The organism is Curtobacterium phyllosphaerae (assembly GCF_049341865.1).
In the GTDB taxonomy this organism is placed as follows: domain Bacteria; phylum Actinomycetota; class Actinomycetes; order Actinomycetales; family Microbacteriaceae; genus Curtobacterium; species Curtobacterium phyllosphaerae.
This window is the reverse complement of record NZ_JBMPIU010000004.1, coordinates 14,309-36,112: the sequence shown is the minus strand read 5'-3', so window position 1 is coordinate 36,112 and position 21,804 is coordinate 14,309. Positions and strand designations below refer to the sequence as shown.

Sequence of the window (21,804 nt, the reverse complement as noted above, 5' to 3'; positions counted from 1 at the left end):
CAGCGGGCGTTAGGGTTCCACCCATGGCCGGAGGCACCAAGTCGTCCACGCGCAGCAGCGCGTCACCCCGCTCGTCGACGCGCTCGGGCTCGTCGTCGAGCCGCGGGTCGTCGACGCGCTCGTCCGCGACGACGAAGAAGCTGCCGGTCGCGCCGGTCCCCGTCGACGAGCCGAACCCCCTCGTCACCGCCTGGCTCGGCACGGCGCACGGCGTCGGGGCCATGTTCCGCCTGCTCGGCAAGGAGTCCCTGGAGAAGGACCAACGTCGGGACGGCTTCCCGTTCCTGCTGTTCCTCCTCGCCATCGCGGGTGCGGTCGTCGAGTGGCTCAACCCGACGAACGCCGTCGCGATCGGCTTCGACGCGTACACGTTCGGCGGACTGTTCGGCCGCCTGGCATTCGCGCTCCCGGTGATCATGGTCGTGTTCGCCGGGTGGCTGTTCCGACACCCAGCGTCGGTGCACGACAACACCCGGATCGGCATCGGTCTCGGGCTCCTCGTCGTCGGGATCTCCTCGCTCTGCCACGTCTACGGCGGCCAGCCCTCGGCCTCGGACGGCATGCCGGCGCTCGCCCAGGCCGGCGGGATCGTCGGCTGGGTCGTCATCGGCTGGCTCGTCACGATCGCCACCGCCTGGATCGCGACCCCCGTGGCGATCGTGCTGATCGCCCTGTCGCTGTTCATCATCACCAAGACGCCGCCGAACAAGGTCGGTGTCCGTGTCCATGAGCTCTACGCCTACCTGTTCGGGGCGCCGGCGCCGACGACCGACGACCAACAGCGGGACGCCCCGACGAAGCCGCTGCGGCGCGGCGGGACGTCCGACGACCCGGCGTTGTTCGACCAGTTCGACGAGCTCGGACTCGGGACCGACGCGGACGGCGACGACGGCCCGACGAACGTGCCGTGGTGGCGTCGGAACAAGTCCGGCCGAGAGGAGGACCCGGCCTTCGACTCGCCCGTGCTCTCGCCCGCGGCTGCGGAGGCGGGGGCGTCTGCGGCTGGTGCCGCGGCGGCCGCGGGCTCCGGTGCCGCTGCCGGGCTCGTCGACCGGACCCCGGCCGCTCCCGCCTCGATCAACCTGAACGACTCCGTCGAGACCGACCCCGTCATCGCCGGAGTCGCCGACGACCTCGACCGCGCGGAGCAGGCACTCCGGGACTTCACCGAGTCGGCCGCGAGCGTCGCCGCGCCCCGCCCCGATCCGACCGCGGCGCCGACCGAGATCATCCGGCCGGCTGCGTCCGTGGTCGACCCGGACGTCGACCAGGCAACGGAGTCCGCCGGGTTGCCGGACACGACGGCCGACGACGGACCCGCTGCCCCGTACCGGCTCCCCGCTGCGTCGACGCTGTCGTCGGGCACCCCTGCAGCGACCCACAGCGCCGCGAACGACGAGATGGTCGCGGCGATCACGAGCGTGTTGACCGAGTTCAAGGTCGACGCGAAGGTCACCGGGTTCTCCCGCGGCCCGACGGTCACCCGGTACGAGATCGAGCTCGGACCCGGTGTCAAGGTCGAGCGCGTCACCGCGCTGTCGAAGAACCTGTCGTACGCGGTCGCGTCGAACGAGGTCCGGATCCTCTCCCCGATCCCCGGCAAGAGCGCGATCGGCGTCGAGATCCCGAACTCGGACCGCGAGATCGTCTCCCTCGGCGACGTCCTGCGCTCGAACGCGGCGACCAAGAGCAAGCACCCGATGACCATCGGCGTCGGCAAGGACGTCGAGGGCGGGTTTGTCGTCGCGAACCTCGCCAAGATGCCGCACCTCCTCGTCGCCGGTTCCACCGGCTCCGGCAAGTCGGTGTTCATCAACTCGATGATCACGTCCCTCCTCATGCGCGCGAAGCCGTCCGAGGTCCGGATGGTGCTCGTCGACCCGAAGCGCGTCGAGCTCTCGATCTACGCCGGGGTCCCGCACCTCATCACGCCCATCATCACGAACCCCAAGAAGGCCGCCGAGGCGCTGCAGTGGGTCGTGAAGGAGATGGACATGCGGTACGACGACCTCGCGTCGTTCGGGTTCCGACACGTCGACGACTTCAACCGTGCGGTGAACAACGACGAGATCGTGCTCCCCGCCGGCAGCGAGCGGAAGCTCAAGCCGTACCCGTACCTCCTCGTCGTCGTGGACGAGCTCGCCGACCTCATGCTCGTCGCCCCGCGAGACGTCGAGGAGTCGATCGTCCGGATCACGCAGCTGGCCCGGGCGGCCGGTATCCACCTCGTCCTCGCGACGCAACGGCCGTCGGTCGACGTCATCACGGGGCTCATCAAGGCGAACGTGCCGTCGCGCGTCGCGTTCGCGGTGACGAGCGTCACCGACTCGCGGGTCATCCTCGACCAGCCGGGTGCCGACAAGCTCATCGGACAGGGGGACGCGTTGTTCCTGCCGATGGGCTCGTCAAAGGCCGTCCGCGTGCAGGGTGCCTGGGTGCAGGAGAGCGAGGTGGCCGAGGTCGTCGCGCACGTGACCCGGCAGGCCCGACCCGAGTACCGCCAGGACGTCCAGGCCGTGGTGGAGCGGAAGGAGATCGACGCCGACATCGGGGACGACCTCGAGCTCCTCGTGGCCGCCGTCGAGCAGGTCGTCTCGACGCAGTTCGGCTCGACGTCGATGCTGCAACGGAAACTCCGCGTGGGGTTCGCCAAGGCAGGTCGGCTCATGGACCTCATGGAGTCCCGCGACATCGTCGGCCCGTCCGAGGGCTCGAAGGCCCGTGACGTCCTCGTCACCGTCGAGCAGCTCGCCGAGACCATCGCGAAGATCAAGGGCGAGACGCCGCCGAGCGACCCGGTGTCCGTGCCCGCGGCGCACTCCGACGACTGGAGCTCGGACCACCGCGGATCCGGGGATCCGGTGGAGGACATGTCGCGCGGATACGCTGAGACCGAACCGGAGTCCGACGAGGACGCCTGGGGACTGACCGGCAGGGAGTAGCCATGACCGCCTCGGAGAGCGACACCGAACGCAAGCGGTTCCCCTGGCGCGGACGACTCGTCCGTTCGGGTGACGGGCCTGCGTCCACCGCGAACATCGCGAACATCATCACCGTCGTCCGCATCCTGATGGCGCCGCTGTTCATCGCGCTGCTGCTCGTCGACGACGGTGCCGACGGCAGTCTCCGGATCTGGGCCGCCGTGCTCTTCGTGGTGGCGATCGTCACCGACAGCGCCGACGGCATCATCGCCCGGCGCCAGAACCTGGTCACCGACTTCGGCAAGCTCGTCGACCCGATCGCCGACAAGGTGCTCATCGGGGGTGCGCTCGTCTCCCTGTCTGTGCTCGGCGAACTGCCCTGGTACGTGACCGTCATCATCATGGTGCGGGAGATCGGCATCACGGTCTTCCGGTTCCTGGTCTTGAGCGACCGGGTCATCCCGGCCTCGCGGGGCGGCAAGATCAAGACCGTCCTGCAGGCCGTCGCGATCACCGTGGCGCTCATCCCGTTCTGGACCCTGTTCGGCGAGTGGGTGCACTGGGTCGATGCGGTCCTGATGTCCGCCGCGTTCGTCGCCACGGTGTTGAGCGGGCTCGACTACCTCTGGCAGGCGTTCAAGCACAACCGATCGGCGGCGTGACCATGCGCCTGCGGGGGCCGTCCCGATGACCGGCGCCGTCCCTCCAGGCCGTCCGCAAGACCTGGCGCGCGACGTCGTCGACGCCTTGACTGCACGCGGTGAGACGGTCGCCGTGGCCGAGTCGCTGACCGGGGGGCTGGTCGTCGCGGAGCTCGTCTCGGTGCCCGGTGCATCGGCCGTGGTCCGTGGCGGCGTCGTCGCCTACGCGACACCGCTGAAGCACGCGTTGCTCGGCGTCTCCGCGGAACTGCTCGCGCGGAACGGTGCCGTCGATCCGGAGGTCGCGCGGCAGATGGCTGCCGGCGTCCGCGAGCGGCTCGTGGTCGACGGCGCGCCCGCGACCTGGGGGATCAGCACGACGGGTGTCGCCGGGCCCGACCCGCAGGACGGCAAGGCGGTCGGGACGGTGTTCGTCGGGATCGCCGCCGACGGTCTGTGCGAGAGCTCTGAACTGCGCCTCGACGGTGACCGGGCGGCAATCCGGCAGGCCACGGTCTCCGAACTCCTGGCACGTCTGCTCCGCATGTTCGTCGAGCGGGAGTGTGGGGAATAGCCCGCGTTTCCATCGGGTTACATCTGAGGCATTCACAAGCGGCATCTCAGGCCCGCTGGTTACGATCAACCCCAACCATCGGCAGTAGTGTTGCTGACCCGTCTCGATCACCGGGACCGAGCGGGCTCAAGGATGACAGAGAGGAGGAGTTCTCATGGTTCTCGTTCGTCAGGAAATCGGCGATGTGCTCCGAGACTTCCGCTTGCAGAAGGGCCGGACTCTCCGTCAGGTCGCGAGCAAGGCCAGCGTCGCCCTCGGCTACCTGAGCGAAGTCGAGCGCGGTCAGAAAGAGGCCAGCTCGGAGATCCTCGCCTCCGTTGCCGATGCACTCGAGACACCGATCTCGGTCATCATGCGGGAAGTCGGTGACCGGCTCGCCGTCATCGAAGGGCTCAGCCCCGTGCCCGACATGCTGCCGGACGAACTCGTCGCCGAGTTCGACAACGACCTCGCGGTGCGCTGACCCGCACGACATGATCTCGAACGCCTCGGTCCCTCGTGGACCGGGGCGTTCTCGTGTCCGCGGCGACGCGCGAGCACGGCGGCGTCGGGGAGCGGGGTTCGCGACGTTCCGCTCGCGATGGCCGACGCGGTGGCGGCCTACGCTGGACGGATGCGTGAGAGTGAGTTCTGGCGGGCGGTCGAGCAGGAGTTCGGTGACGCGTACGGGCGGGTGGTGACGCAGGACGTCGTGCTCGCCGACCTGGGTGGGCGATCCGCGGTTGACGCTCTCGCCGGAGGTGTGCCGGCGCGACGGGTGTGGGACGCGCTGTGCATCGTGCAGGACGTCCCGCTGGAGCGGCGGCACGGCAAGGGGCTCGCGGAGCCCAAGAGCTGATCCGCCGTCGGCGACCCGAAGCGGTCCGAGCGTACGGGACAGCTCGTGCGTTCGAACACGCGTTCGGCGTGTTGCTCGAACATGTGTTCGGCCGGTGCTAGCGTCCTCCACGGATGCACACCCGGTGGGATCTCTCCACAGGACGCGGAACGCTCGGCAGTGATGTCGGTGGACGCCCCTAGGTTCGAAGCCATCGGAACACATCCGACGCCCTGAACGGCACCAGCCTTGACGGGCACCAGCCTTGACGGGCACCAGCCTTGTCTGGCGAACTGCGGACCCTGCCCCATCGGTCCGGGGGAGCCGACAGCCTACAGGCACCGACATCGAGCACGAAGGAGCACACCATGCCCTCACCCGCTGACCGCGAGAAGGCCCTCGAGACCGCACTCGCACAGATCGACCGGCAGTTCGGGAAAGGGTCGGTGATGCGCCTCGGGAGCGACGAACGCGCTCCCGTCGCCACCATCCCCACCGGATCGGTCGCGCTCGACGTCGCGCTCGGCATCGGCGGACTCCCCCGTGGCCGCATCATCGAGATCTACGGTCCGGAGTCCTCCGGCAAGACGACCCTGACGCTCCACGCGATCGCCAATGCGCAGCGTGGTGGCGGCATCGCGGCCTTCATCGACGCGGAACACGCGCTCGACCCGGAGTACGCCAAGAAGCTCGGTGTCGACATCGATGCTCTCCTCGTGTCGCAGCCCGACACCGGCGAACAGGCACTCGAGATCGCCGACATGCTGGTCCGCTCCGGTTCGATCGACCTGATCGTCGTCGACTCCGTCGCCGCACTCGTGCCCCGTGCCGAGATCGAAGGCGAGATGGGCGACTCGCACGTCGGGTTGCAGGCACGACTCATGTCGCAGGCGCTCCGCAAGCTCGCGGGCGGCCTGAACCAGACCCAGACGACGATGATCTTCATCAACCAGCTCCGCGAGAAGATCGGTGTGTTCTTCGGCAGCCCGGAGACCACCTCCGGCGGCAAGGCGCTCAAGTTCTACGCCTCGGTCCGACTCGACATCCGTCGCATCGAGACCCTCAAGGACGGCACGGACGCCGTGGGGAACCGCACCCGGGTCAAGGTCGTGAAGAACAAGATGGCTCCGCCGTTCAAGCAGGCCGAGTTCGACATCCTGTACGGCGTCGGCATCTCGCGTGAAGGTTCGTTGCTCGACTTCGGCGTCGAACACGGGATCGTCAAGAAGTCCGGAGCCTGGTACACCTACGAAGGCGACCAGCTCGGGCAGGGCAAGGAGAACTCCCGGAACTTCCTCATCCAGCACGCCGACATCGCGGCCGACATCGAAGGCAAGATCCTCGCCAAGCTCGGGGTGGGTGGCGCCAAGCCCGCTGCGGGCGCTGCGCCGGTCGAGTCGATCGAGCCGAAGCTCGCAGCACCGAGGACCCCGATCCGGAAGGGCGCGTGAGCGGCGACGACCGCATGCGCCCCGACGACGACCTCGCACCGGTCACCGATCTGTTCGGTGCGAGGTCCCGCCGTGGTCCAGCCCGGTCCGGCTCGGGTGACGCCGGGCCTGGGCTGACCGACGCGAGCAGGCAGGGTGCGCTGGATGGCTCCGGTGACGCCTGGGCTGCCACAGAGGAGCCCGGGCGCGACGAGATCGCCTCGCTCACGGACCGCCGTCGGGCGGCGGAGACCGGGTCCCTCACTCGAGCGGGCGGGTCCCCCGCTCAAGCGGACGGGTCAGGCGATCGAGAGGGGTCAGGCGATCGAGACGGGTTCGGGGACGCATCGGACTCGGGCGCGTCCGAGCGGGCGACGGGGGATGAATGGCGGGCACCGGTCACGGGACAGCTCCGGACACGCCGGCCGGTCCCGATCACGGCAGCTGTCGCCCCGACCGTGGACGACCTCCGAGCCGCGATGTCGACGATCGAGTCGCGGGCGGACGGCGTCGACCATGCGCGTGCCCACGTCGCAGACGCAGACGCGAACCCGGACGCGGACGACGAGACCGCGCCGCGATCGATCGAGGATGCACGGGCGGATGCCGAGAAGATCAGCATGCGCACGCTCGGACGGCGCGGCGTCAGCACCGCCGAACTCCGAACGGCCCTGCGTCGTCATGAGCTCGACGCCGACGTCATCGAGCACGAGATCGATCGGCTGACCCGGGTGGGGCTCCTCGACGACGAACAGTTGGCGGCGGACCTCGTCGATCGGCTGCACGACCGCAAGGGCCTCGGTCGCCAGGGCGTGTCCGCCGAACTCCGACGCCGCGGGATCGAGCCCGCAGTGGTCGAACAGGTCCTCGCCGGGGACGACCCCGAGGACGACGACGCAGCCGAAGCCGAACGTGCGCTCGAGCTGGCCGTCAAGCGCGCCGGGCAGATGCGCGGACTCGACCGCGAGACGGCCGAGCGTCGGCTCTCCGGGTTCCTCATGCGGAAGGGCTACAACGGCGCAGTGGTGCGGAGCGCCGTCCGAACCGCACTGGACGGGGCCGGTCCACGGGGCGGCGGAGTCCGCTTCTCCTGACGCCCTGGTCGCGGCGACCGGTGCCGCGCGACCGCTCGCGACGCGAGACCGGATCTACACTGTGACGATCATGTCGAGCGTCGAACCGCGACCGCGTACCTACGAAGTCCGTACCTACGGATGCCAGATGAACGTGCACGACTCCGAGCGCCTGAGCGGGTCGCTCGAGGCGGCCGGGTACGTCCGCGCGGACGGCGAGCAGCCCGACGTCGTCGTGATCAACACCTGCGCGGTGCGCGAGAACGCCGACAACCGCCTCTACGGCAACCTCGGGCAGCTCGCGCAGACCAAGCGCGAGCACGAGGGCTTCCAGATCGCGGTGGGCGGCTGCCTGGCCCAGAAGGACAAGGCGGTCGTCCTCGACCGGGCGCCTTGGGTCGACGTCGTGTTCGGGACGCACAACATGGGTTCCCTGCCGGCGCTGCTCGAGCGTGCGCGGCACAACGCCGAGGCGCAGGTCGAGATCCTCGAGTCGCTCGAGGTCTTCCCGTCGACGCTGCCGACGAAGCGTGAATCGACCTCCAGCGGGTGGGTCTCGATCTCGGTCGGCTGCAACAACACCTGCACGTTCTGCATCGTCCCGTCGCTCCGCGGCAAGGAGAAGGACCGGCGTCCCGGAGACGTCCTCGCGGAGATCCAGGCTCTCGTCGACGACGGCGCCGTCGAGGTCACGCTCCTCGGGCAGAACGTCAACTCGTACGGCGTCGAGTTCGGCGACCGGTTCGCCTTCGGCAAGCTCCTCCGCGCGACGGGCGCGATCGACGGACTGGAACGCGTCCGGTTCACGAGCCCGCACCCGGCGGCGTTCACCGACGACGTCATCGACGCGATGGCCGAGACCCCGAACGTCATGCCGCAGCTCCACATGCCCCTGCAGTCGGGCTCGGACCGGGTGCTCAAGGCCATGCGTCGGAGCTACCGGAGCGAGCGGTTCCTCGGGATCCTCGACCGTGTCCGCGCGGCGATCCCGCACGCCGCGATCACCACCGACATCATCGTCGGATTCCCCGGCGAGACCGAGGAGGACTTCCAGGAGACGCTCCGGGTGGTCGAGGTCGCCCGGTTCTCGTCGGCGTTCACGTTCCAGTACTCGATCCGTCCGGGGACGCCGGCCGCGACCATGGACGCACAGGTCCCGAAAGCGATCGTGCAGGACCGGTACGACCGGCTCGTCGCGCTCCAGGACCGCATCGTGGCGGAGGAGAACGCGAAGCAGGTCGGTCGCACGGTGGAGGTGCTCGTCGCGACGGGCGAGGGCAAGAAGGACGACGCGACACACCGGCTCTCCGGTCGGGCGGAGGACTCCCGACTGGTGCACTTCGCGGTGCCGACCGGCTCAGCAGTGCCCCGGCCCGGTGACGTCGTCACGCTCGAGGTCACCCGGGCGGCACCGTTCTACCTGATCGCCGACTCGGACGAGCCGCTGCGGGTGCGCCGGACCCGCGCCGGCGACGCCTGGGACCGCGCGCAGGCGGCCTCGTGCGGTGTGCCGACGCCGACCGCGACCACCCCGGGGACCGCTGCTGGTGTCCGCCCGGTCTCCCTCGGCCTCCCCGGTCTGCGTGTCGGCGCCCCGTGACCGGCGGCCGGTGCTCGTCGACCCGGGGACGGCCGACGAGCCTCGGCGTCTGATCGCCGTCGTCGGCGCGACGGGCACCGGGAAGTCGGACCTCGCCGTGGCGGTCGCGGAGCGGCTCCGTGACCGCGGCGTGACGGCGGAGATCGTGAACGCCGACGCCATGCAGCTGTACCGCGGGATGGACATCGGCACCGCGAAGCTCCCCGTGACCGAGCGCCGGGGTGTCGTGCACCACCTGCTCGACGTCCTCGCGGTCACCGACGAGGCGAGCGTCGCCGCGTACCAGGAGCAGGCCCGACGGGTCGTCGACGGGATCGTCGACCGCGGCGGTGTCGCGATCCTCGCCGGCGGCAGCGGCCTGTACGTGTCGAGCGTCCTGTTCGACCTGACGTTCCCCGGGACGGACCCCGAGCTCCGCGCGTCGCTCGAGTCGGACCTGGCGACGACCGGGACGGCAGCGTTGCTCGACCGGCTCCGCACGATCGACCCGGCGGCGGCGGCAGTCATCGACGCGCAGAACGGCCGGCGGTTGGTGCGCGCACTCGAGGTGGCCCTGCGGGACGACGTCGTCCGCCCGACCCTGCCGACGGCGCCCGTGGCCTGGCGTCGTGCGCGGGTGCTGCACCTCACGCGGTCCCGCGAGTCGCTCGTCCCCGCCCTGCACGCGCGGGCGGGCGCGATGTTCCGGGACGGCCTCGTCGACGAGGTCGCCGAGCTCCGGGACGCCGGGATCGAGCGGGGCCGGACCGCGAGCCGTGCCATCGGGTACTCGCAGGCCCTCGACGTCCTGCACGGTCGGTCGGACGAGCGCCAGGCGGTCGAGGCCACCGCCGTCGCGACCCGCAAGTACGCCCGGCGGCAGGTGTCGTGGTTCAAGCGCTATGCCGACGCGGAACAGCTGGACGTGACCGGTGCGACGCGCGAGGACCTGGGGACGCTGTCTCGTAGGATCGTCGGGTGACGGATCTGCACTTCACCAAGGGCCACGGCACGGGCAACGACTTCGTGCTGTTCGCCGACCCCGACGCGTCCGTGGACCTGACCCCGGAGCGGATCCGTGCCATCGCCGATCGGCGGCTCGGCGTCGGCGGCGACGGCGTGATCCGCGCGGTCCGCACCGCGGCGATCGCGGACGGTGCGTCGGTCGCGGAGCAGGAGCCCGACGCGACGTGGTTCATGGACTACCACAACGCGGACGGCAGTGTCGCCGAGATGTGCGGCAACGGGGTCCGGGTGTTCGCGCGCTACCTGACGGAGTCGGGGCTCGTCGAACTGGAGTCCGGAGACACGCTCTCGATCGGGACGCGCAAGGGCGTCGTCGACGTCCAGCGGACCACGAACGGCTTCTCGGCGGACCTCGGGCGGTGGGCACTCGGCCTCGGCGGATCGGGTCTCGACAGCTCGGACGGGGTCGGTGACGACGACATCGCGGTCCGTGCGCGGAACCTCGACGGCGCACGCCCCGGACTCGGGATCGACGTCGGCAACCCGCACGTCGTGGTGGCCGTCGCGACCAACGACGAACTCGCGGGGTTGGACCTGACCTACGTGCCGGTGCTCGACCCGGCACCGCCGGCCGGTGCGAACGTGGAGTTCGTCCTGCCGGGGGACCCGCTCGTCCAGGACGGAGTCGGCATCATCTCGATGCGCGTGCACGAGCGCGGCAGCGGTGAGACGCTCTCGTGTGGGACCGGTGCCGTCGCGGCGGCCCTCGCTGTGCGGCACTGGGCCGGACCGCAGGCACCGAACACGTGGCGCGTGCGTGTCCCGGGCGGAACACTGACGGTGCGGATGTCCGCGGCCGAGGACGGCGAGCACGTCGCGCTGTCCGGCCCCGCCGACCTCGTGTTCGAGGGCGATCTGTCGATCTGAGCGGCGCTGGTCGGGGACGCGTTCCTGCACCCCGCCGACGGCGATGCGCGCCGCTGCACCTCGACCTGGAGGCACGGTGCACGTCCGCAGGGTGACGATCCGTTCCGGACGCGGGTCGCGCCTCCAGTCCGGGCTGTCGTGCCGGACGCGACGCGTCCTGCCGCCGCCGGGTCAGGCCGTGCGGTGCACCCGGATGACGCGGTAGCCCTTGTCCGTCGTCGCCCGCGTCACGTGGAAGCCCGTGGCGAGCGTGTCGGCGAGCCACCGCTGCAGGGAGTCGCCGCCGAGGTTCTTCGACACGACCAGCCAGGCGTCGCCGCCCGGGGCGAGCCGGGGGATCCACCGCGACAGGATGGAGTGGAGTTCGTCCTTGCCGACCCGGATGGGCGGGTTCGACCAGATCGTGGTGAACACCAGGTCGGCCGGGACGTCGTCGGGGAGCTTCACCGTGATGTTCGTCGCTCCCGCGGTCGCGGCGTTCGCGCGGGCCAGGTCGAGCACGCGCTCGTTGACGTCGACGCCCCAGACGTCGGCGTCCGGGGACTGGAGCGCCATCGTGATCGCCAGCGGCCCCCACCCGCAGCCGATGTCGAGGAAGGTCCCGGTCGGCGGTGTCGGTGGGACGGTCCGGAGCAGCACGCGGGTCCCGGCGTCGAGCCGAGACGGGGAGAACACGCCGGCGGCCGTGGTCAGGGCGATGGTCCTGCCGGCGAGTGTGACGCTGATCTGCCGCGGTCGGGCATCGCTCTCCGGGTTCGCCGAGAAGTAGTGCTCGTTCGCCATGGATGAACCGTACCGGTCCGCTGGTGTGTCGGGGGCACCCCGGAGGTACCCTGTGGAGCAATGACAGACCAGGACGAGACCGTGCACTCCCACGCCGGGGACAACGAGGGCGACGGCGTCGTCGAACGCGTGCTCCGGAACGCCGAGTCCCGCGCCTCCGTGTCGAGCGTCTTCGCGCCGGCGCAGGCGATCCAGACGCGCGACGTCGACGCGCACGGGTGGCAGGGCGACGGCGACCAGTTCGACCGTGACGACCGGGCGGCGCTCCGCCGTGTCGCCGGGCTCTCCACCGAGCTCCAGGACGTCACCGAGGTCGAGTACCGACAGCTGCGGCTCGAGAACGTCGTGCTCATCGGCGTCTACGCGCAGGGCGATGCGCAGGACGCCGAGAACTCACTCCGGGAGCTCTCCGCCCTGGCCGAGACCGCCGGTGCCGTCGTGCTCGACGGACTGCTCCAGCGTCGGCCACACCCGGACCCGAGCACCTACCTCGGCCGCGGCAAGGCCGAGGAGCTGCGGATGGTCGTCGCCGCGGTCGGCGCGGACACCGTCATCGCCGACACCGAACTCGCCCCGTCGCAGCGTCGTGCACTCGAGGACGTCGTCAAGGTCAAGGTGATCGACCGGACGGCGGTGATCCTCGACATCTTCAGCCAGCACGCCACGAGCCGCGAAGGCAAGGCGCAGGTCGAACTCGCGCAGCTCGAGTACCTGCTCCCGCGGCTCCGCGGGTGGGGTGAGTCGATGTCCCGCCAGGCTGGTGGGCAGGTGGGCGGTGCCGGTGCCGGCATGGGATCACGCGGTCCCGGTGAGACGAAGATCGAGCTCGACCGTCGCCGGATCCACACGCGCATGGCCAAGCTCCGTCGTCAGATCGCCGGGTTCGCGCCGGCCCGACAGGCGAAGCGGGCCGAACGCACCCGGAACGAGGTCCCGAGCGTCGCGATCGCGGGGTACACGAACGCTGGCAAGTCCTCCCTGCTCAATCGACTGACGAGTGCGGGCGTGCTCGTGCAGAACCAGCTCTTCGCGACGCTCGACGCCACGGTGCGTCGGACCGAGAGCACCAGGGGCCGCCCCTACACGTTCTCCGACACGGTCGGGTTCGTGCGGAACCTGCCGCACCAGCTCGTCGAGGCGTTCCGGTCCACCCTCGAGGAGGTCGGCGACTCCGACGTCATCGTGCACGTCGTGGACGGCTCGCACCCCGACCCGGTGTCGCAGCTCGCGACCGTGCGGGACGTCATCGGGGACGTCGGTGCCCGGGAGATCCCGGAGATCGTCGCCTTCAACAAGGCGGACCTGATCGACGCCGACCAGCGGCTCGTGCTGACCGGACTCGAACCGGACGCCGTCTTCGTCTCGGCGCGCACCGGTGAGGGCATCGGCGACCTGCTCCGGGCGATCGAGGCGCGGTTGCCCGAGCCCGACGTCGCCCTGACGCTCGTCGTGCCGTACGACCGCGGCGACCTCGTGTCCCGGCTGCACGACGAGGGCGCGGTCGAGTCGACCGAGTACGTCCCCGAGGGCACCCGGGTCGCGGTCCGTGTGTTCCGCCGGCAGGTCGCCGAACTGGCGCCGTTCGTGGCGGACGTGGCGCAGCCCGCCTGACGCGGGCGACGCGGGGCCGAGCCGTGGCGGGGTCGGTCAGATCGAGCGGAGGACCGCGACGACCTTGCCGAGCACCGTCGACGCATCCCCGAGGATCGGCTCGAACGCCGAGTTCCGGGGCAGCAGCCACGTGTGCCCGTCACGCTGTCGGAACACCTTGACGGTGGCCTCCTCGTCGAGCATCGCCGCGACGATGTCGCCGTTCTCGGCCGTCTGCTGCGATCGGACGACGACCCAGTCGCCGTCGCAGATCGCGGCGTCGATCATCGACTCGCCGACGACGCGGAGCATGAACAGGTCACCGGTCCCGACGAGCTGACGCGGGAGGGGGATGATCTCGTCGACGTGCTGCTCGGCGGTGATAGGCACGCCGGCGGCGATCCGACCGACGAGCGGGACCAAGGTCGTGGCGTCGACGTCCGGGCCGTCGGTGTCCCTCGGTTCGTCGACCAGCACCTCGAGCGCCCGCGGGCGGTTCGGGTCGCGGCGGATCCAGCCGCCGAGCTCGAGCTGACCGAGCTGGTGGGTCACGCTCGAGAGCGAGGACAGCCCGACCGCGTCGCCGATCTCCCGCATGCTCGGCGGGTAGCCCCGCGTGGCGATCGACGCGCGGATCGCGTCGAGGATCGACTGCTGCTTGGCCGTGAGGGCCTTCTGCGCCCGCAGCTCGTCTGCCACGTCGTGCCTTCCGTCGGGAATGTCGGTGGTGCCGTCTTGACTGGTGTCAGTCGATCGAAACTGTATCCGGCCGACTGACCGCGGACAAACACATGTTCGAGCGTGTCGCATGGATTCTCCTCCCAGATCTCGTCGAGGGGCTTGCATGTCCGGCGGTTCGAACGTATGTTCGGTACACGGGTTCGACCAGGACCTGCCGATGCACCCGACGCAGGAACACTCTCAGAGAGGCAGACGACATGAGCACAGCGATGATCTCCCAGCGCAGCACCACCGTTCGGCCGACCGGGGCCCCGCGTCCCAGGCTCCGGCTGACCCGCCGCGGTCGTGTCGTGTTCACGGTCCTGGCGGCGATCCCGCTGCTCCTGTTCGTCGGGCTCGTGATGCTGAACGGCGGGCAGGCCTCGGCCGGCGCCGGTACCGCGTCGACGCACCGGACGGCCTTCCAGACCGTGACCATCCAGCCGGGCGAGTCCCTCTGGCAGGTCGCCGAGGAACAGGCGCCGAACACCGATCCGCGTGACTTCGTCCAGGACGTCGTGACGCTGAACAACCTCGACGGTTCGGCAGTCCAGGCCGGGCAGCGGATTGCCATCCCCCTCGCCGACGCCGAGTAGCGTCCACGGACGGTCCGGGCAGCCCGACCGCCAGGTGGGGTCGCCCTAGCATGGGTCCGTGGCATTGACTCTTGAAGACCTCCCCATCCGCGATGATCTCCGTGGGCAGAACCCGTACGGCGCACCGCAGATGCACGTCAGTGTGGCCCTCAACGTCAACGAGAACACGCATTCGGTTCCTGCGGACGTCGCGGATGACATCCTCGAGTCGGTCCGGACCGCGCTCCTCACGGTGAACCGGTACCCGGACCGCGAGTTCACCGGTCTCCGCGACGCCCTCGCCGGCTACCTGAACGGCGGTCTGCCACCCGAGCAGCAGCTCGTCCCACAGCAGATCTGGGCCGCGAACGGGTCGAACGAGGTCATCCAGCAGCTCATGCAGGCGTTCGGCGGTCCGGGCCGCTCCGTCCTCGGGTTCCCGCCCACCTACTCGATGCACTCGATCATCGCGGCGGGCACCGGGACCAGGTGGGTCCCCGCACAGCGAGACGCCGACTTCACGATCGGTCCCGACACGGCAGCGGCGGCTGTCCGGGCACACCACCCGGACATCGTGTTCCTCTGCGGTCCGAACAACCCGACGGGGACGCCGCTCCACCTCGAGACCATCGAGGCCGCGTACGACGCCACCGACGGCATCGTGATGGTCGACGAGGCCTACGCCGAGTTCATGCCGAAGGACCGGCGCAGCGCCGTGACGCTCCTGCCGGGTCGGGAACGGCTCGTCGTCTCCCGCACGATGAGCAAGGCGTTCGCGTTCGCCGGTGCCCGGGTCGGCTACCTCGCCGCACACCCGGCAGTCGTCGATGCGTTGCGGCTCGTCCGGTTGCCGTACCACCTGTCCGCGCTCACACAGGCGGCGGCGACCGCGGCCCTCCGGCACGCGCCGGAGATGCTCCGGATGGTGGACGACATCGTCGTGCAGCGCGACCGCATGGTGACCGACCTCCGGTCCATGGGCTACCACCCGTACGAGACCTGGTCGAACTTCGTCCTCTTCGGCGGCGTGGACGACCCGAACGCCGTCTTCGAGCGCCTCCTGGAGCACGACGTCATCGTCCGGGACCTCGGGATCCCGGGGCACCTCCGCGTCAGCGCCGGGACCGCCGCCGAGACGACCGTGTTCCTGGACGCCATGCGTGCGATCACCGCGGACCGTCCCGCCGTTAGGGTTGACGCATGACCGCGCGCACCGCTTCGATCACGCGGACCACGAGCGAGTCCTCGGTGTCCCTCTCGCTGGACCTCGACGGCACGGGGACCTCCTCGATCTCGACGTCGGTGCCGTTCTACGACCACATGCTCACCGCGTTCTCGAAGCACTCGCTGATCGACCTCGACGTCGTGGCGACCGGTGACACCGAGATCGACGCCCACCACACGGTCGAGGACACCGCGATCGTGCTCGGTCAGGCGATCCGCCAGGCGCTCGGCGACCGTGCGGGGATCAGCCGGTACGGCGATGCCCTGGTCCCGTTGGACGAGGCGCTCGCGCAGGCCGTCGTCGACGTCTCAGGACGGCCGTACCTCGTGCACACGGGGGAGCCGGACGGCTTCGCCCTGCACCGCATCGGCGGACACTTCACCGGGTCGCTCGTCCGGCACGCGTTCGAGGCGATCACCATGCACGCCGGACTCACGGTGCACGTCCGGGTGCTCGGGGGTCGCGATCCGCACCATGTCGCCGAGGCCGAGTTCAAGGCGTTCGCCCGGGCCCTCCGCACAGCGGTCGCGCTGGACCCCCGCATCGACGGCATCCCGTCGACGAAGGGGTCGCTGTGACGACACGCCCCGGTGTCGTGGTGCTCGACTACGGATCGGGCAACATCCACTCGGCGGCCAAGGCCCTGGAGCACGCCGGCGCGGACGTGACAGTGACCGGGGACAAGCAGGCCGCACTCCACGCGGACGGTCTCCTCGTGCCCGGTGTCGGAGCGTTCCGTGCCGTGATGGACCAGCTCGCAGCCGTACAGGGCGGTGAGATCGTCGACCGACGTCTCGCGGGGAGCCGACCGGTCCTCGGGATCTGCGTCGGCATGCAGGTCCTGTTCGAACGTGGGATCGAGCGCGGCGCGGACGTCGAAGGGCTCGGGCAGTGGCCGGGCACCGTCGAGCAGCTGCACGCCGACGTCGTCCCGCACATGGGGTGGAACCAGGTCGAGGCACCGGCGGACTCGGTGCTTTTCGACGGTCTGCACGACGAGCGGTTCTACTTCGTGCACTCGTACGCGGCGACGAGCCTCGACATCGACGCACACGGACCGTTCGCCGGTCCGCGGACCACCTGGGCCACCCACGGGGAGCGGTTCCTCGCGGCGGTCGAGAACGGTCCGCTCTCGGCCACGCAGTTCCACCCGGAGAAGTCCGGTGCCGCCGGGATCGCGCTGCTCGCGAACTGGCTCCGCACCCTCTGAACGGCCGGGCTCTGCGCCACCGACGAACCCGATCAGCGCCTGTGACCGCAGCCGGTCCCGAGCGACCGCCCCGATCCTCCCGGAAGGCCCCATGACCGACGAACTCGCCAGCGTCCCGCCCCTCGTCCTCCTGCCCGCCGTCGACATCGTCGACGGCACCGCGGTGCGCCTGACCCAGGGCGAGGCGGGCAGTGAGACGGGCTACGGCGACCCGGTCGACGCCGCCGCGGCGTGGCACGACCAGGGTGCCGAGTGGATCCACCTCGTCGACCTCGACGCGGCGTTCGGCCGCGGGGAGAACCGCGACGTCATCGGGCGGATCATCCGCCGGGTCGACGGCATCGCCGTGGAGCTCTCCGGCGGCATCCGCGACGACGCGTCGCTCGAAGCGGCCCTCGCCACCGGTGCCGCCCGGGTGAACCTCGGGACGGCGGCGCTCGAGGACCCGGACTGGGCCGCCCGGGTGATCGGCACGTACGGGGACCGCATCGCCGTCGGGCTCGACGTCCGGGGCACGACGCTCGCGAGCCGGGGGTGGACGGAGGACGCGGGCGACCTCTTCACCGTGCTCGACCGGCTCGAGGACGCGGGGTGTGCCCGCTACGTGGTGACCGACGTCACGAAGGACGGCACGCTGCAGGGCCCGAACGTGGACCTGCTCCGCCAGGTGACGGCACGGACCGACCGGCCGGTGGTCGCGTCGGGGGGCATCTCGACGCTCGACGACCTCCGGGCGCTCCGCGAACTCGTGCCGTCCGGCCTCGAGGGCGCGATCATCGGCAAGGCGCTGTACTCGGGTGCCTTCACGCTCGCGGCGGCGCTCGACGTGGCCTCCGAGTGACCGCGCAGGAGGGTCCGGACCCGCACGGGCCCGCCGACGAGCGTCCGGACCCGCACGGGCATGGCCACGACAGCGCCGGCCTCCCGTGGGCGGGCCGGACGTTCCAGGCACACGACACGACCTTCGCCGGCGACGACGGATCCGCCGACCCGGCCCTCCTCGCCGCCATCCGGGCCGTCAGGTCCGGATCGGGCTCGCACGCCGCCGTCCTCGACGCCGTCCGCCCTGCCCGACTCCTCGTCCCGCTCGTCGCCCATGCTGGGGACGTCGGCGCGACCGAGGACGGGCGGCTCGTCGACAAGACCCAGGAACTGTCGATCGTGACGGTCGCCGGCCCCGACGGTCGCCGTGTCATGCCGGCGTTCACCTCGGTGGACGCGATGCGCGCCTGGGACCCCGGAGCCCGCCCGGTCCCGGTGGAGTCGCGCCGCGTGGCGATGGCCGCAGCCAGCGAGGGGACCGAGGTCGTCGTCCTGGACCCGACCTCGCCGACCGAGTTCGTGCTCCGCCGACCCGCGGTGTGGGCGCTCGGTCAGGACCGTTCGTGGACACCGTGCTTCGAGGACCCGCGTGTCGGGGAGGCGATCGCGGACGCCGTCGCGGACGAGCCCGCCGTCGTCCGTGTCGAGCTCGCGCCGGGTGACCCGCAGTCGCGGTTCGCGGGGCCCGAGCTCACCGTCGGCCTCGTGCTCGTCCCCGGGCTGACCGAGGACGAGGTGCTCGGACTCCTCGGTCGGCTGCAGCGGAGCTGGGGGACCGACCCGCGGGTCGCCGAGCGCGTCGACAGTCTCGGGATCGCGCTGCGCCCGGCAGGCTGACGCCGGTCAGTTCACCGGGCCGGTGTACTTCTCCCCAGGGCCCTTGCCCGGCGCGTCCGGGATCGTCGACGCCTCGCGGAACGCGAGCTGCACGCTCCGGAGCCCGTCGCGGAGCGGCCTCGCGTGGTGGTCGCCGATCTCCGGGGCCGCCGCGGTGACGAGCCCGGCGAGCGCGGAGATGAGCTTCCGGGCCTCGTCGAGGTCCGTCTGCGAGTCCGGGTCGTCGGCGAGTCCGACCTTGACCGCCGCGGCGCTCAGGAGGTGGATGCTGACGGTGTTGATGAGCTCGACGGCCGGGACCTCGGCGATGTCGCGGGCCTCGTCCCCGGAGAACACGGGCTCGTCGTCGTACGGGCTGTCGGTCATGGTGCTCCTCTGCTAGACTTCTCGGCGGCAGTTGCTGTCGCGCGCCGTCCACGCAGGTGGACAGCCGCACACAGCAGCGCGAAAGAGGAGTTTCTCCCACCCGCGACCACGCACCACAGGTTACCGGGTCACCACCGCTCCGCCCGACGTCCGGCAGTCCGCTGCACGCGACGTGGGTCGGTCGGACTGCAGGACACCCCACGGTGTCCGAGCGGTCCGACACCGGGCGGGTACAGCGGGTCAGATCCGTACGTACGAACCTCCTTGCATCGCCGCCTCCGCCCAGCCGTTCGGCCGGTCGGACACCCGCAGACAAGAGGAGTTCCGCATCAGCGATCCCCGTACCAACGACCGAATCCGTGTCTCCGAAGTCCGCCTCGTCGGACCCGGTGGTGAACAGGTCGGCGTTGTCCCCATCGCCGTCGCACTGCGTCTCGCACAAGAGGCAGACCTGGATCTGGTCGAGGTTGCTCCGAACTCGAAGCCGCCCGTGGCCAAGATCATGGACTACGGCAAGTTCAAGTACGAAGCTGCGCAGAAGGCCAAGGAGGCCCGACGCAACCAGGCGAACACGATCCTGAAAGAGGTCCGTTTCCGCCTGAAGATCGATGCGCACGACTACGAGACCAAGCGCAAGCGCGCCGAGGGGTTCCTCGCGGCGGGCGACAAGGTCAAGGCCATGATCCTGTTCCGTGGGCGTGAGCAGTCGCGTCCCGACCAGGGCGTTCGCCTCCTGCAGCGGTTCGCCGAGGACATCGCCGAGTTCGGTGTCGTCGAGTCGCGCCCGACCCAGGACGGCCGCAACATGACCATGGTCGTGTCGCCGCTCAAGAACAAGTCCGACGCGAAGGCCGAGGCGAACGCGAAGAAGGCCGCCCAGAAGGAAGAGAAGCGTGCGCAGGCGCACGCGGACGGCGCCGGCACCACCGCGACGAGCACGACCCCCGCGGACAGCGCCACGGCCCCGGCCGAGTAGCACCACAGCACCCGTCGCACCGCCGCGGCACATGAACCCCGCGACATCACATCCGTGTGAGCAGCGCGACCACCACCCCGTACGGAAAGGCACCCACATGCCCAAGCAGAAGACCCACTCCGGGTCCAAGAAGCGCTTCAAGGTCACCGGTACCGGCAAGCTCATGAAGCAGCAGGCCGGTATGCGTCACAACCTCGAGGTCAAGGCCGCCAAGCGCAAGGCCCGCCTGAACACCGACCAGGTCCTGGCTCCGGCCGACGCCAAGGTCATCAAGAAGCTCCTCGGCCGCTGAGCCGCCGACCCGGATCGTAAGGAAAACACGTCATGGCTAGAGTCAAGAGGGCCGTCAACGCCCACAAGAAGCGTCGGGTCATCCTCGAGCGCGCCGAGGGCTACCGCGGCCAGCGTTCGCGCCTGTACCGCAAGGCGAAGGAGCAGGTCACCCACTCCCTCGTCTACGCGTACCGCGACCGCCGCGCGAAGAAGGGCGAGTTCCGCCGCCTCTGGATCCAGCGCATCAACGCTGCGTCGCGCGCGAACGGCCTGACCTACAACCGCCTCATCCAGGGCCTCGGGCTCGCGGGTGTCGAGGTCGACCGTCGCATCCTCGCGGACCTCGCGGTGAACAACCCGGAGACGTTCGCGTCGCTCGTGGCCACCGCCAAGGCAGCGCTCCCGGCCGACACCTCGGCCCCGAAGGCCGCGTAGTCCCGGACGTCCACGAAGGACCCCTCGGCCTCGGAGGCCGCGGAGTCCGGATGTCCACGAAGGACCCGATCCCGCCATGGGATCGGGTCCTTCGTCGTCCCGGTGGAGTGAGGCTCCGCCCGGAGGCTGTCAGACTGAGCCCGTGCCAGAACTCCTCGAGAACCCCCGCTCCGCCCGCGTCAAGGCCGTCGCCGCACTCGGCAAGAAGGACGTCCGCGCCGAGACCGGTCTGTTCCTGCTCGAGGGCCCGCAGGCGGTGTCCGAGGCGCTGCAGTACCGACCCGGCCTCCTGCAGGAGCTCTTCGTGACGCCGACGGCCCTCGAGCGGCACGCGCAGATCGGTGAGGCCGCGGACGCCGTGGGCCTCGAGCTCGTCTTCGTCACCGAGGCCGTGCTCGACGCAATGGCCGACACCGTGACGCCCCAGGGGGTCGTCGCGGTGTGCGAGCAGTTCCCGACGTCGGTCAAGGACGTCTTCCGTGCGGTGGAGGAGTCCGCGCCGGGCGACGGCGCCGACGCCGACGCCGCCGGACGGGAGGCGCGGCCCGGCCTGGTCGTGGTCCTCGAGCAGGTGCGTGACCCGGGGAACGCCGGCACCATCATCCGCGCTGCGGACTCGGCCGGCGCGGACGCGGTCGTCATGACGGGCCGGAGCGTCAATCCGTACAACCCGAAGGTGGTGCGGTCCACCACCGGCTCGTTGTTCCACCTCCCGGTGGCGGTCGGCGTCGAGCTCCCGAACGCCATCAGCCGCGCGAAGGCCGCCGGGTACACGGTCCTCGCGGCGGACGTCTCCGGTGACGACCTGCTGACCGTCCGCGCCGAGGGCATGCTCGACGGCCCGACCGTGTGGGTGTTCGGCAACGAGGCGCGTGGGCTCACCGAGGACGACCTGCGTCTCGTCGACCGTGCCGTGAAGGTGCCGATCTACGGCCTCGCGGAGTCGATGAACCTGGCGACCGCGGCGAGCGTGTGCCTCTACGAGTCGGCCTTCGCACAGCGCACGGCCTCGCGCTAGTCCTCCACAGTCCGCCCGGACGGGAGAGGCGGTATCCCACCTGCCG

The 21,804-nt window shown here is 70.6% G+C and carries 24 protein-coding genes; 21 read left to right on the top strand and 3 right to left on the bottom strand.

Translation table 11 applies throughout. The annotated features are described in order from the left end of the window. Window positions 1-23: 23 nt before the first annotated feature. The 10 genes from ACO0E0_RS08235 (at window position 24) to dapF (ending at window position 10,928) form a co-directional block, all read left to right on the top strand. Complete coding sequence (locus ACO0E0_RS08235; protein WP_422870931.1) at window positions 24-2,942, top strand: DNA translocase FtsK; 2,919 nt, start codon at window positions 24-26, stop codon at window positions 2,940-2,942. Window positions 2,943-2,944: 2 nt separating this feature from the next. Then, window positions 2,945-3,583, top strand: a complete 639-nt coding sequence (gene pgsA, locus ACO0E0_RS08230) for a CDP-diacylglycerol--glycerol-3-phosphate 3-phosphatidyltransferase (protein ID WP_422870930.1) — start codon at window positions 2,945-2,947, stop codon at window positions 3,581-3,583. Between the two features lie 25 nt (window positions 3,584-3,608). Further along, window positions 3,609-4,136, top strand: coding sequence for a CinA family protein (locus tag ACO0E0_RS08225; RefSeq protein WP_422870929.1), 528 nt, complete (start codon window positions 3,609-3,611; stop codon window positions 4,134-4,136). Window positions 4,137-4,290: 154 nt separating this feature from the next. Continuing rightward, complete coding sequence (locus tag ACO0E0_RS08220; RefSeq protein WP_055952973.1) at window positions 4,291-4,599, top strand: helix-turn-helix domain-containing protein; 309 nt, start codon at window positions 4,291-4,293, stop codon at window positions 4,597-4,599. 150 nt (window positions 4,600-4,749) lie between these two features. After that, a complete protein-coding gene (locus ACO0E0_RS08215) occupies window positions 4,750-4,974 on the top strand; it encodes a DUF3046 domain-containing protein (protein ID WP_422870928.1) in 225 nt (74 codons plus the stop codon). Between the two features lie 347 nt (window positions 4,975-5,321). Beyond that, on the top strand, window positions 5,322-6,404 hold the full coding sequence (gene recA / locus ACO0E0_RS08210; protein WP_422870927.1) for a recombinase RecA: 1,083 nt from the start codon (window positions 5,322-5,324) through the stop codon (window positions 6,402-6,404). A gap of 437 nt (window positions 6,405-6,841) precedes the next feature. Then, window positions 6,842-7,477: a regulatory protein RecX gene (locus tag ACO0E0_RS08205; RefSeq protein ID WP_422870926.1), complete on the top strand. Its 636-nt coding sequence runs from the start codon at window positions 6,842-6,844 to the stop codon at window positions 7,475-7,477. A gap of 70 nt (window positions 7,478-7,547) precedes the next feature. Further along, window positions 7,548-9,056, top strand: a complete 1,509-nt coding sequence (miaB, locus tag ACO0E0_RS08200) for a tRNA (N6-isopentenyl adenosine(37)-C2)-methylthiotransferase MiaB (protein WP_422870925.1) — start codon at window positions 7,548-7,550, stop codon at window positions 9,054-9,056. 10 nt (window positions 9,057-9,066) lie between these two features. Beyond that, window positions 9,067-10,017, top strand: coding sequence for a tRNA (adenosine(37)-N6)-dimethylallyltransferase MiaA (gene miaA, locus ACO0E0_RS08195; RefSeq protein WP_422870924.1), 951 nt, complete (start codon window positions 9,067-9,069; stop codon window positions 10,015-10,017). Further along, window positions 10,014-10,928, top strand: coding sequence for a diaminopimelate epimerase (gene dapF, locus ACO0E0_RS08190; RefSeq protein WP_422870923.1), 915 nt, complete (start codon window positions 10,014-10,016; stop codon window positions 10,926-10,928). Before miaA ends, dapF begins: the two co-directional genes overlap by 4 nt. 171 nt (window positions 10,929-11,099) lie before the next feature. Here dapF and ACO0E0_RS08185 read toward each other — a convergent pair whose 3' ends face one another. Beyond that, window positions 11,100-11,711, bottom strand: coding sequence for a class I SAM-dependent methyltransferase (locus tag ACO0E0_RS08185; RefSeq protein WP_422870922.1), 612 nt, complete (start codon window positions 11,709-11,711; stop codon window positions 11,100-11,102). A gap of 60 nt (window positions 11,712-11,771) precedes the next feature. Here ACO0E0_RS08185 and hflX point away from each other — a divergent pair, with 60 nt between their 5' ends. Continuing rightward, window positions 11,772-13,322 carry a GTPase HflX gene (gene hflX, locus ACO0E0_RS08180; protein ID WP_422870921.1) on the top strand — a complete coding sequence of 517 codons (1,551 nt, stop codon included), beginning with the start codon at window positions 11,772-11,774 and terminating at the stop codon, window positions 13,320-13,322. 36 nt (window positions 13,323-13,358) lie between these two features. On the opposite strand, the gene lexA is transcribed toward hflX, so the two are convergent. Further along, the gene (lexA, locus tag ACO0E0_RS08175; protein ID WP_422871264.1) at window positions 13,359-14,021 is read right to left on the bottom strand and encodes a transcriptional repressor LexA; all 663 of its coding nucleotides are present in this window, start codon (window positions 14,019-14,021) and stop codon (window positions 13,359-13,361) included. 218 nt (window positions 14,022-14,239) lie between these two features. Between lexA and ACO0E0_RS08170 the strand changes: the two genes are divergently transcribed. From ACO0E0_RS08170 to ACO0E0_RS08145, 6 genes are all read left to right on the top strand, one after another. Continuing rightward, window positions 14,240-14,617, top strand: a complete 378-nt coding sequence (locus ACO0E0_RS08170) for a LysM peptidoglycan-binding domain-containing protein (protein ID WP_422870920.1) — start codon at window positions 14,240-14,242, stop codon at window positions 14,615-14,617. A 58-nt stretch (window positions 14,618-14,675) separates the two neighbouring features. Continuing rightward, window positions 14,676-15,800 (top strand): histidinol-phosphate transaminase, encoded by a 1,125-nt coding sequence (locus ACO0E0_RS08165; protein ID WP_422870919.1) that lies wholly within the window; start codon window positions 14,676-14,678, stop codon window positions 15,798-15,800. Next, window positions 15,797-16,399: an imidazoleglycerol-phosphate dehydratase HisB gene (gene hisB, locus ACO0E0_RS08160; RefSeq protein ID WP_422870918.1), complete on the top strand. Its 603-nt coding sequence runs from the start codon at window positions 15,797-15,799 to the stop codon at window positions 16,397-16,399. Before ACO0E0_RS08165 ends, hisB begins: the two co-directional genes overlap by 4 nt. Further along, on the top strand, window positions 16,396-17,031 hold the full coding sequence (gene hisH, locus ACO0E0_RS08155; protein ID WP_422870917.1) for an imidazole glycerol phosphate synthase subunit HisH: 636 nt from the start codon (window positions 16,396-16,398) through the stop codon (window positions 17,029-17,031). Before hisB ends, hisH begins: the two co-directional genes overlap by 4 nt. A 91-nt stretch (window positions 17,032-17,122) precedes the next feature. Further along, complete coding sequence (gene priA, locus ACO0E0_RS08150) at window positions 17,123-17,872, top strand: bifunctional 1-(5-phosphoribosyl)-5-((5-phosphoribosylamino)methylideneamino)imidazole-4-carboxamide isomerase/phosphoribosylanthranilate isomerase PriA (protein ID WP_422870916.1); 750 nt, start codon at window positions 17,123-17,125, stop codon at window positions 17,870-17,872. Next, window positions 17,869-18,690 (top strand): SseB family protein, encoded by an 822-nt coding sequence (locus ACO0E0_RS08145; RefSeq protein ID WP_422870915.1) that lies wholly within the window; start codon window positions 17,869-17,871, stop codon window positions 18,688-18,690. The genes priA and ACO0E0_RS08145 overlap by 4 nt, the downstream gene beginning before the upstream one ends. A 6-nt stretch (window positions 18,691-18,696) precedes the next feature. On the opposite strand, the gene ACO0E0_RS08140 is transcribed toward ACO0E0_RS08145, so the two are convergent. Beyond that, window positions 18,697-19,056, bottom strand: a complete 360-nt coding sequence (locus ACO0E0_RS08140) for a DUF1844 domain-containing protein (protein WP_422870914.1) — start codon at window positions 19,054-19,056, stop codon at window positions 18,697-18,699. A gap of 328 nt (window positions 19,057-19,384) precedes the next feature. Here ACO0E0_RS08140 and infC point away from each other — a divergent pair, with 328 nt between their 5' ends. The 4 genes from infC to ACO0E0_RS08120 all read left to right on the top strand — a co-directional run bounded on the left by infC (window position 19,385) and on the right by ACO0E0_RS08120 (window position 21,758). Further along, a complete protein-coding gene (gene infC / locus ACO0E0_RS08135) occupies window positions 19,385-20,032 on the top strand; it encodes a translation initiation factor IF-3 (protein WP_422871263.1) in 648 nt (215 codons plus the stop codon). Between the two features lie 97 nt (window positions 20,033-20,129). Then, a complete protein-coding gene (rpmI, locus tag ACO0E0_RS08130; RefSeq protein ID WP_422870913.1) occupies window positions 20,130-20,324 on the top strand; it encodes a 50S ribosomal protein L35 in 195 nt (64 codons plus the stop codon). 32 nt (window positions 20,325-20,356) lie between these two features. Further along, window positions 20,357-20,740, top strand: coding sequence for a 50S ribosomal protein L20 (gene rplT, locus ACO0E0_RS08125; RefSeq protein WP_422870912.1), 384 nt, complete (start codon window positions 20,357-20,359; stop codon window positions 20,738-20,740). A gap of 142 nt (window positions 20,741-20,882) precedes the next feature. After that, window positions 20,883-21,758 carry a TrmH family RNA methyltransferase gene (locus ACO0E0_RS08120; RefSeq protein WP_422870911.1) on the top strand — a complete coding sequence of 292 codons (876 nt, stop codon included), beginning with the start codon at window positions 20,883-20,885 and terminating at the stop codon, window positions 21,756-21,758. Window positions 21,759-21,804: the final 46 nt, after the last annotated feature.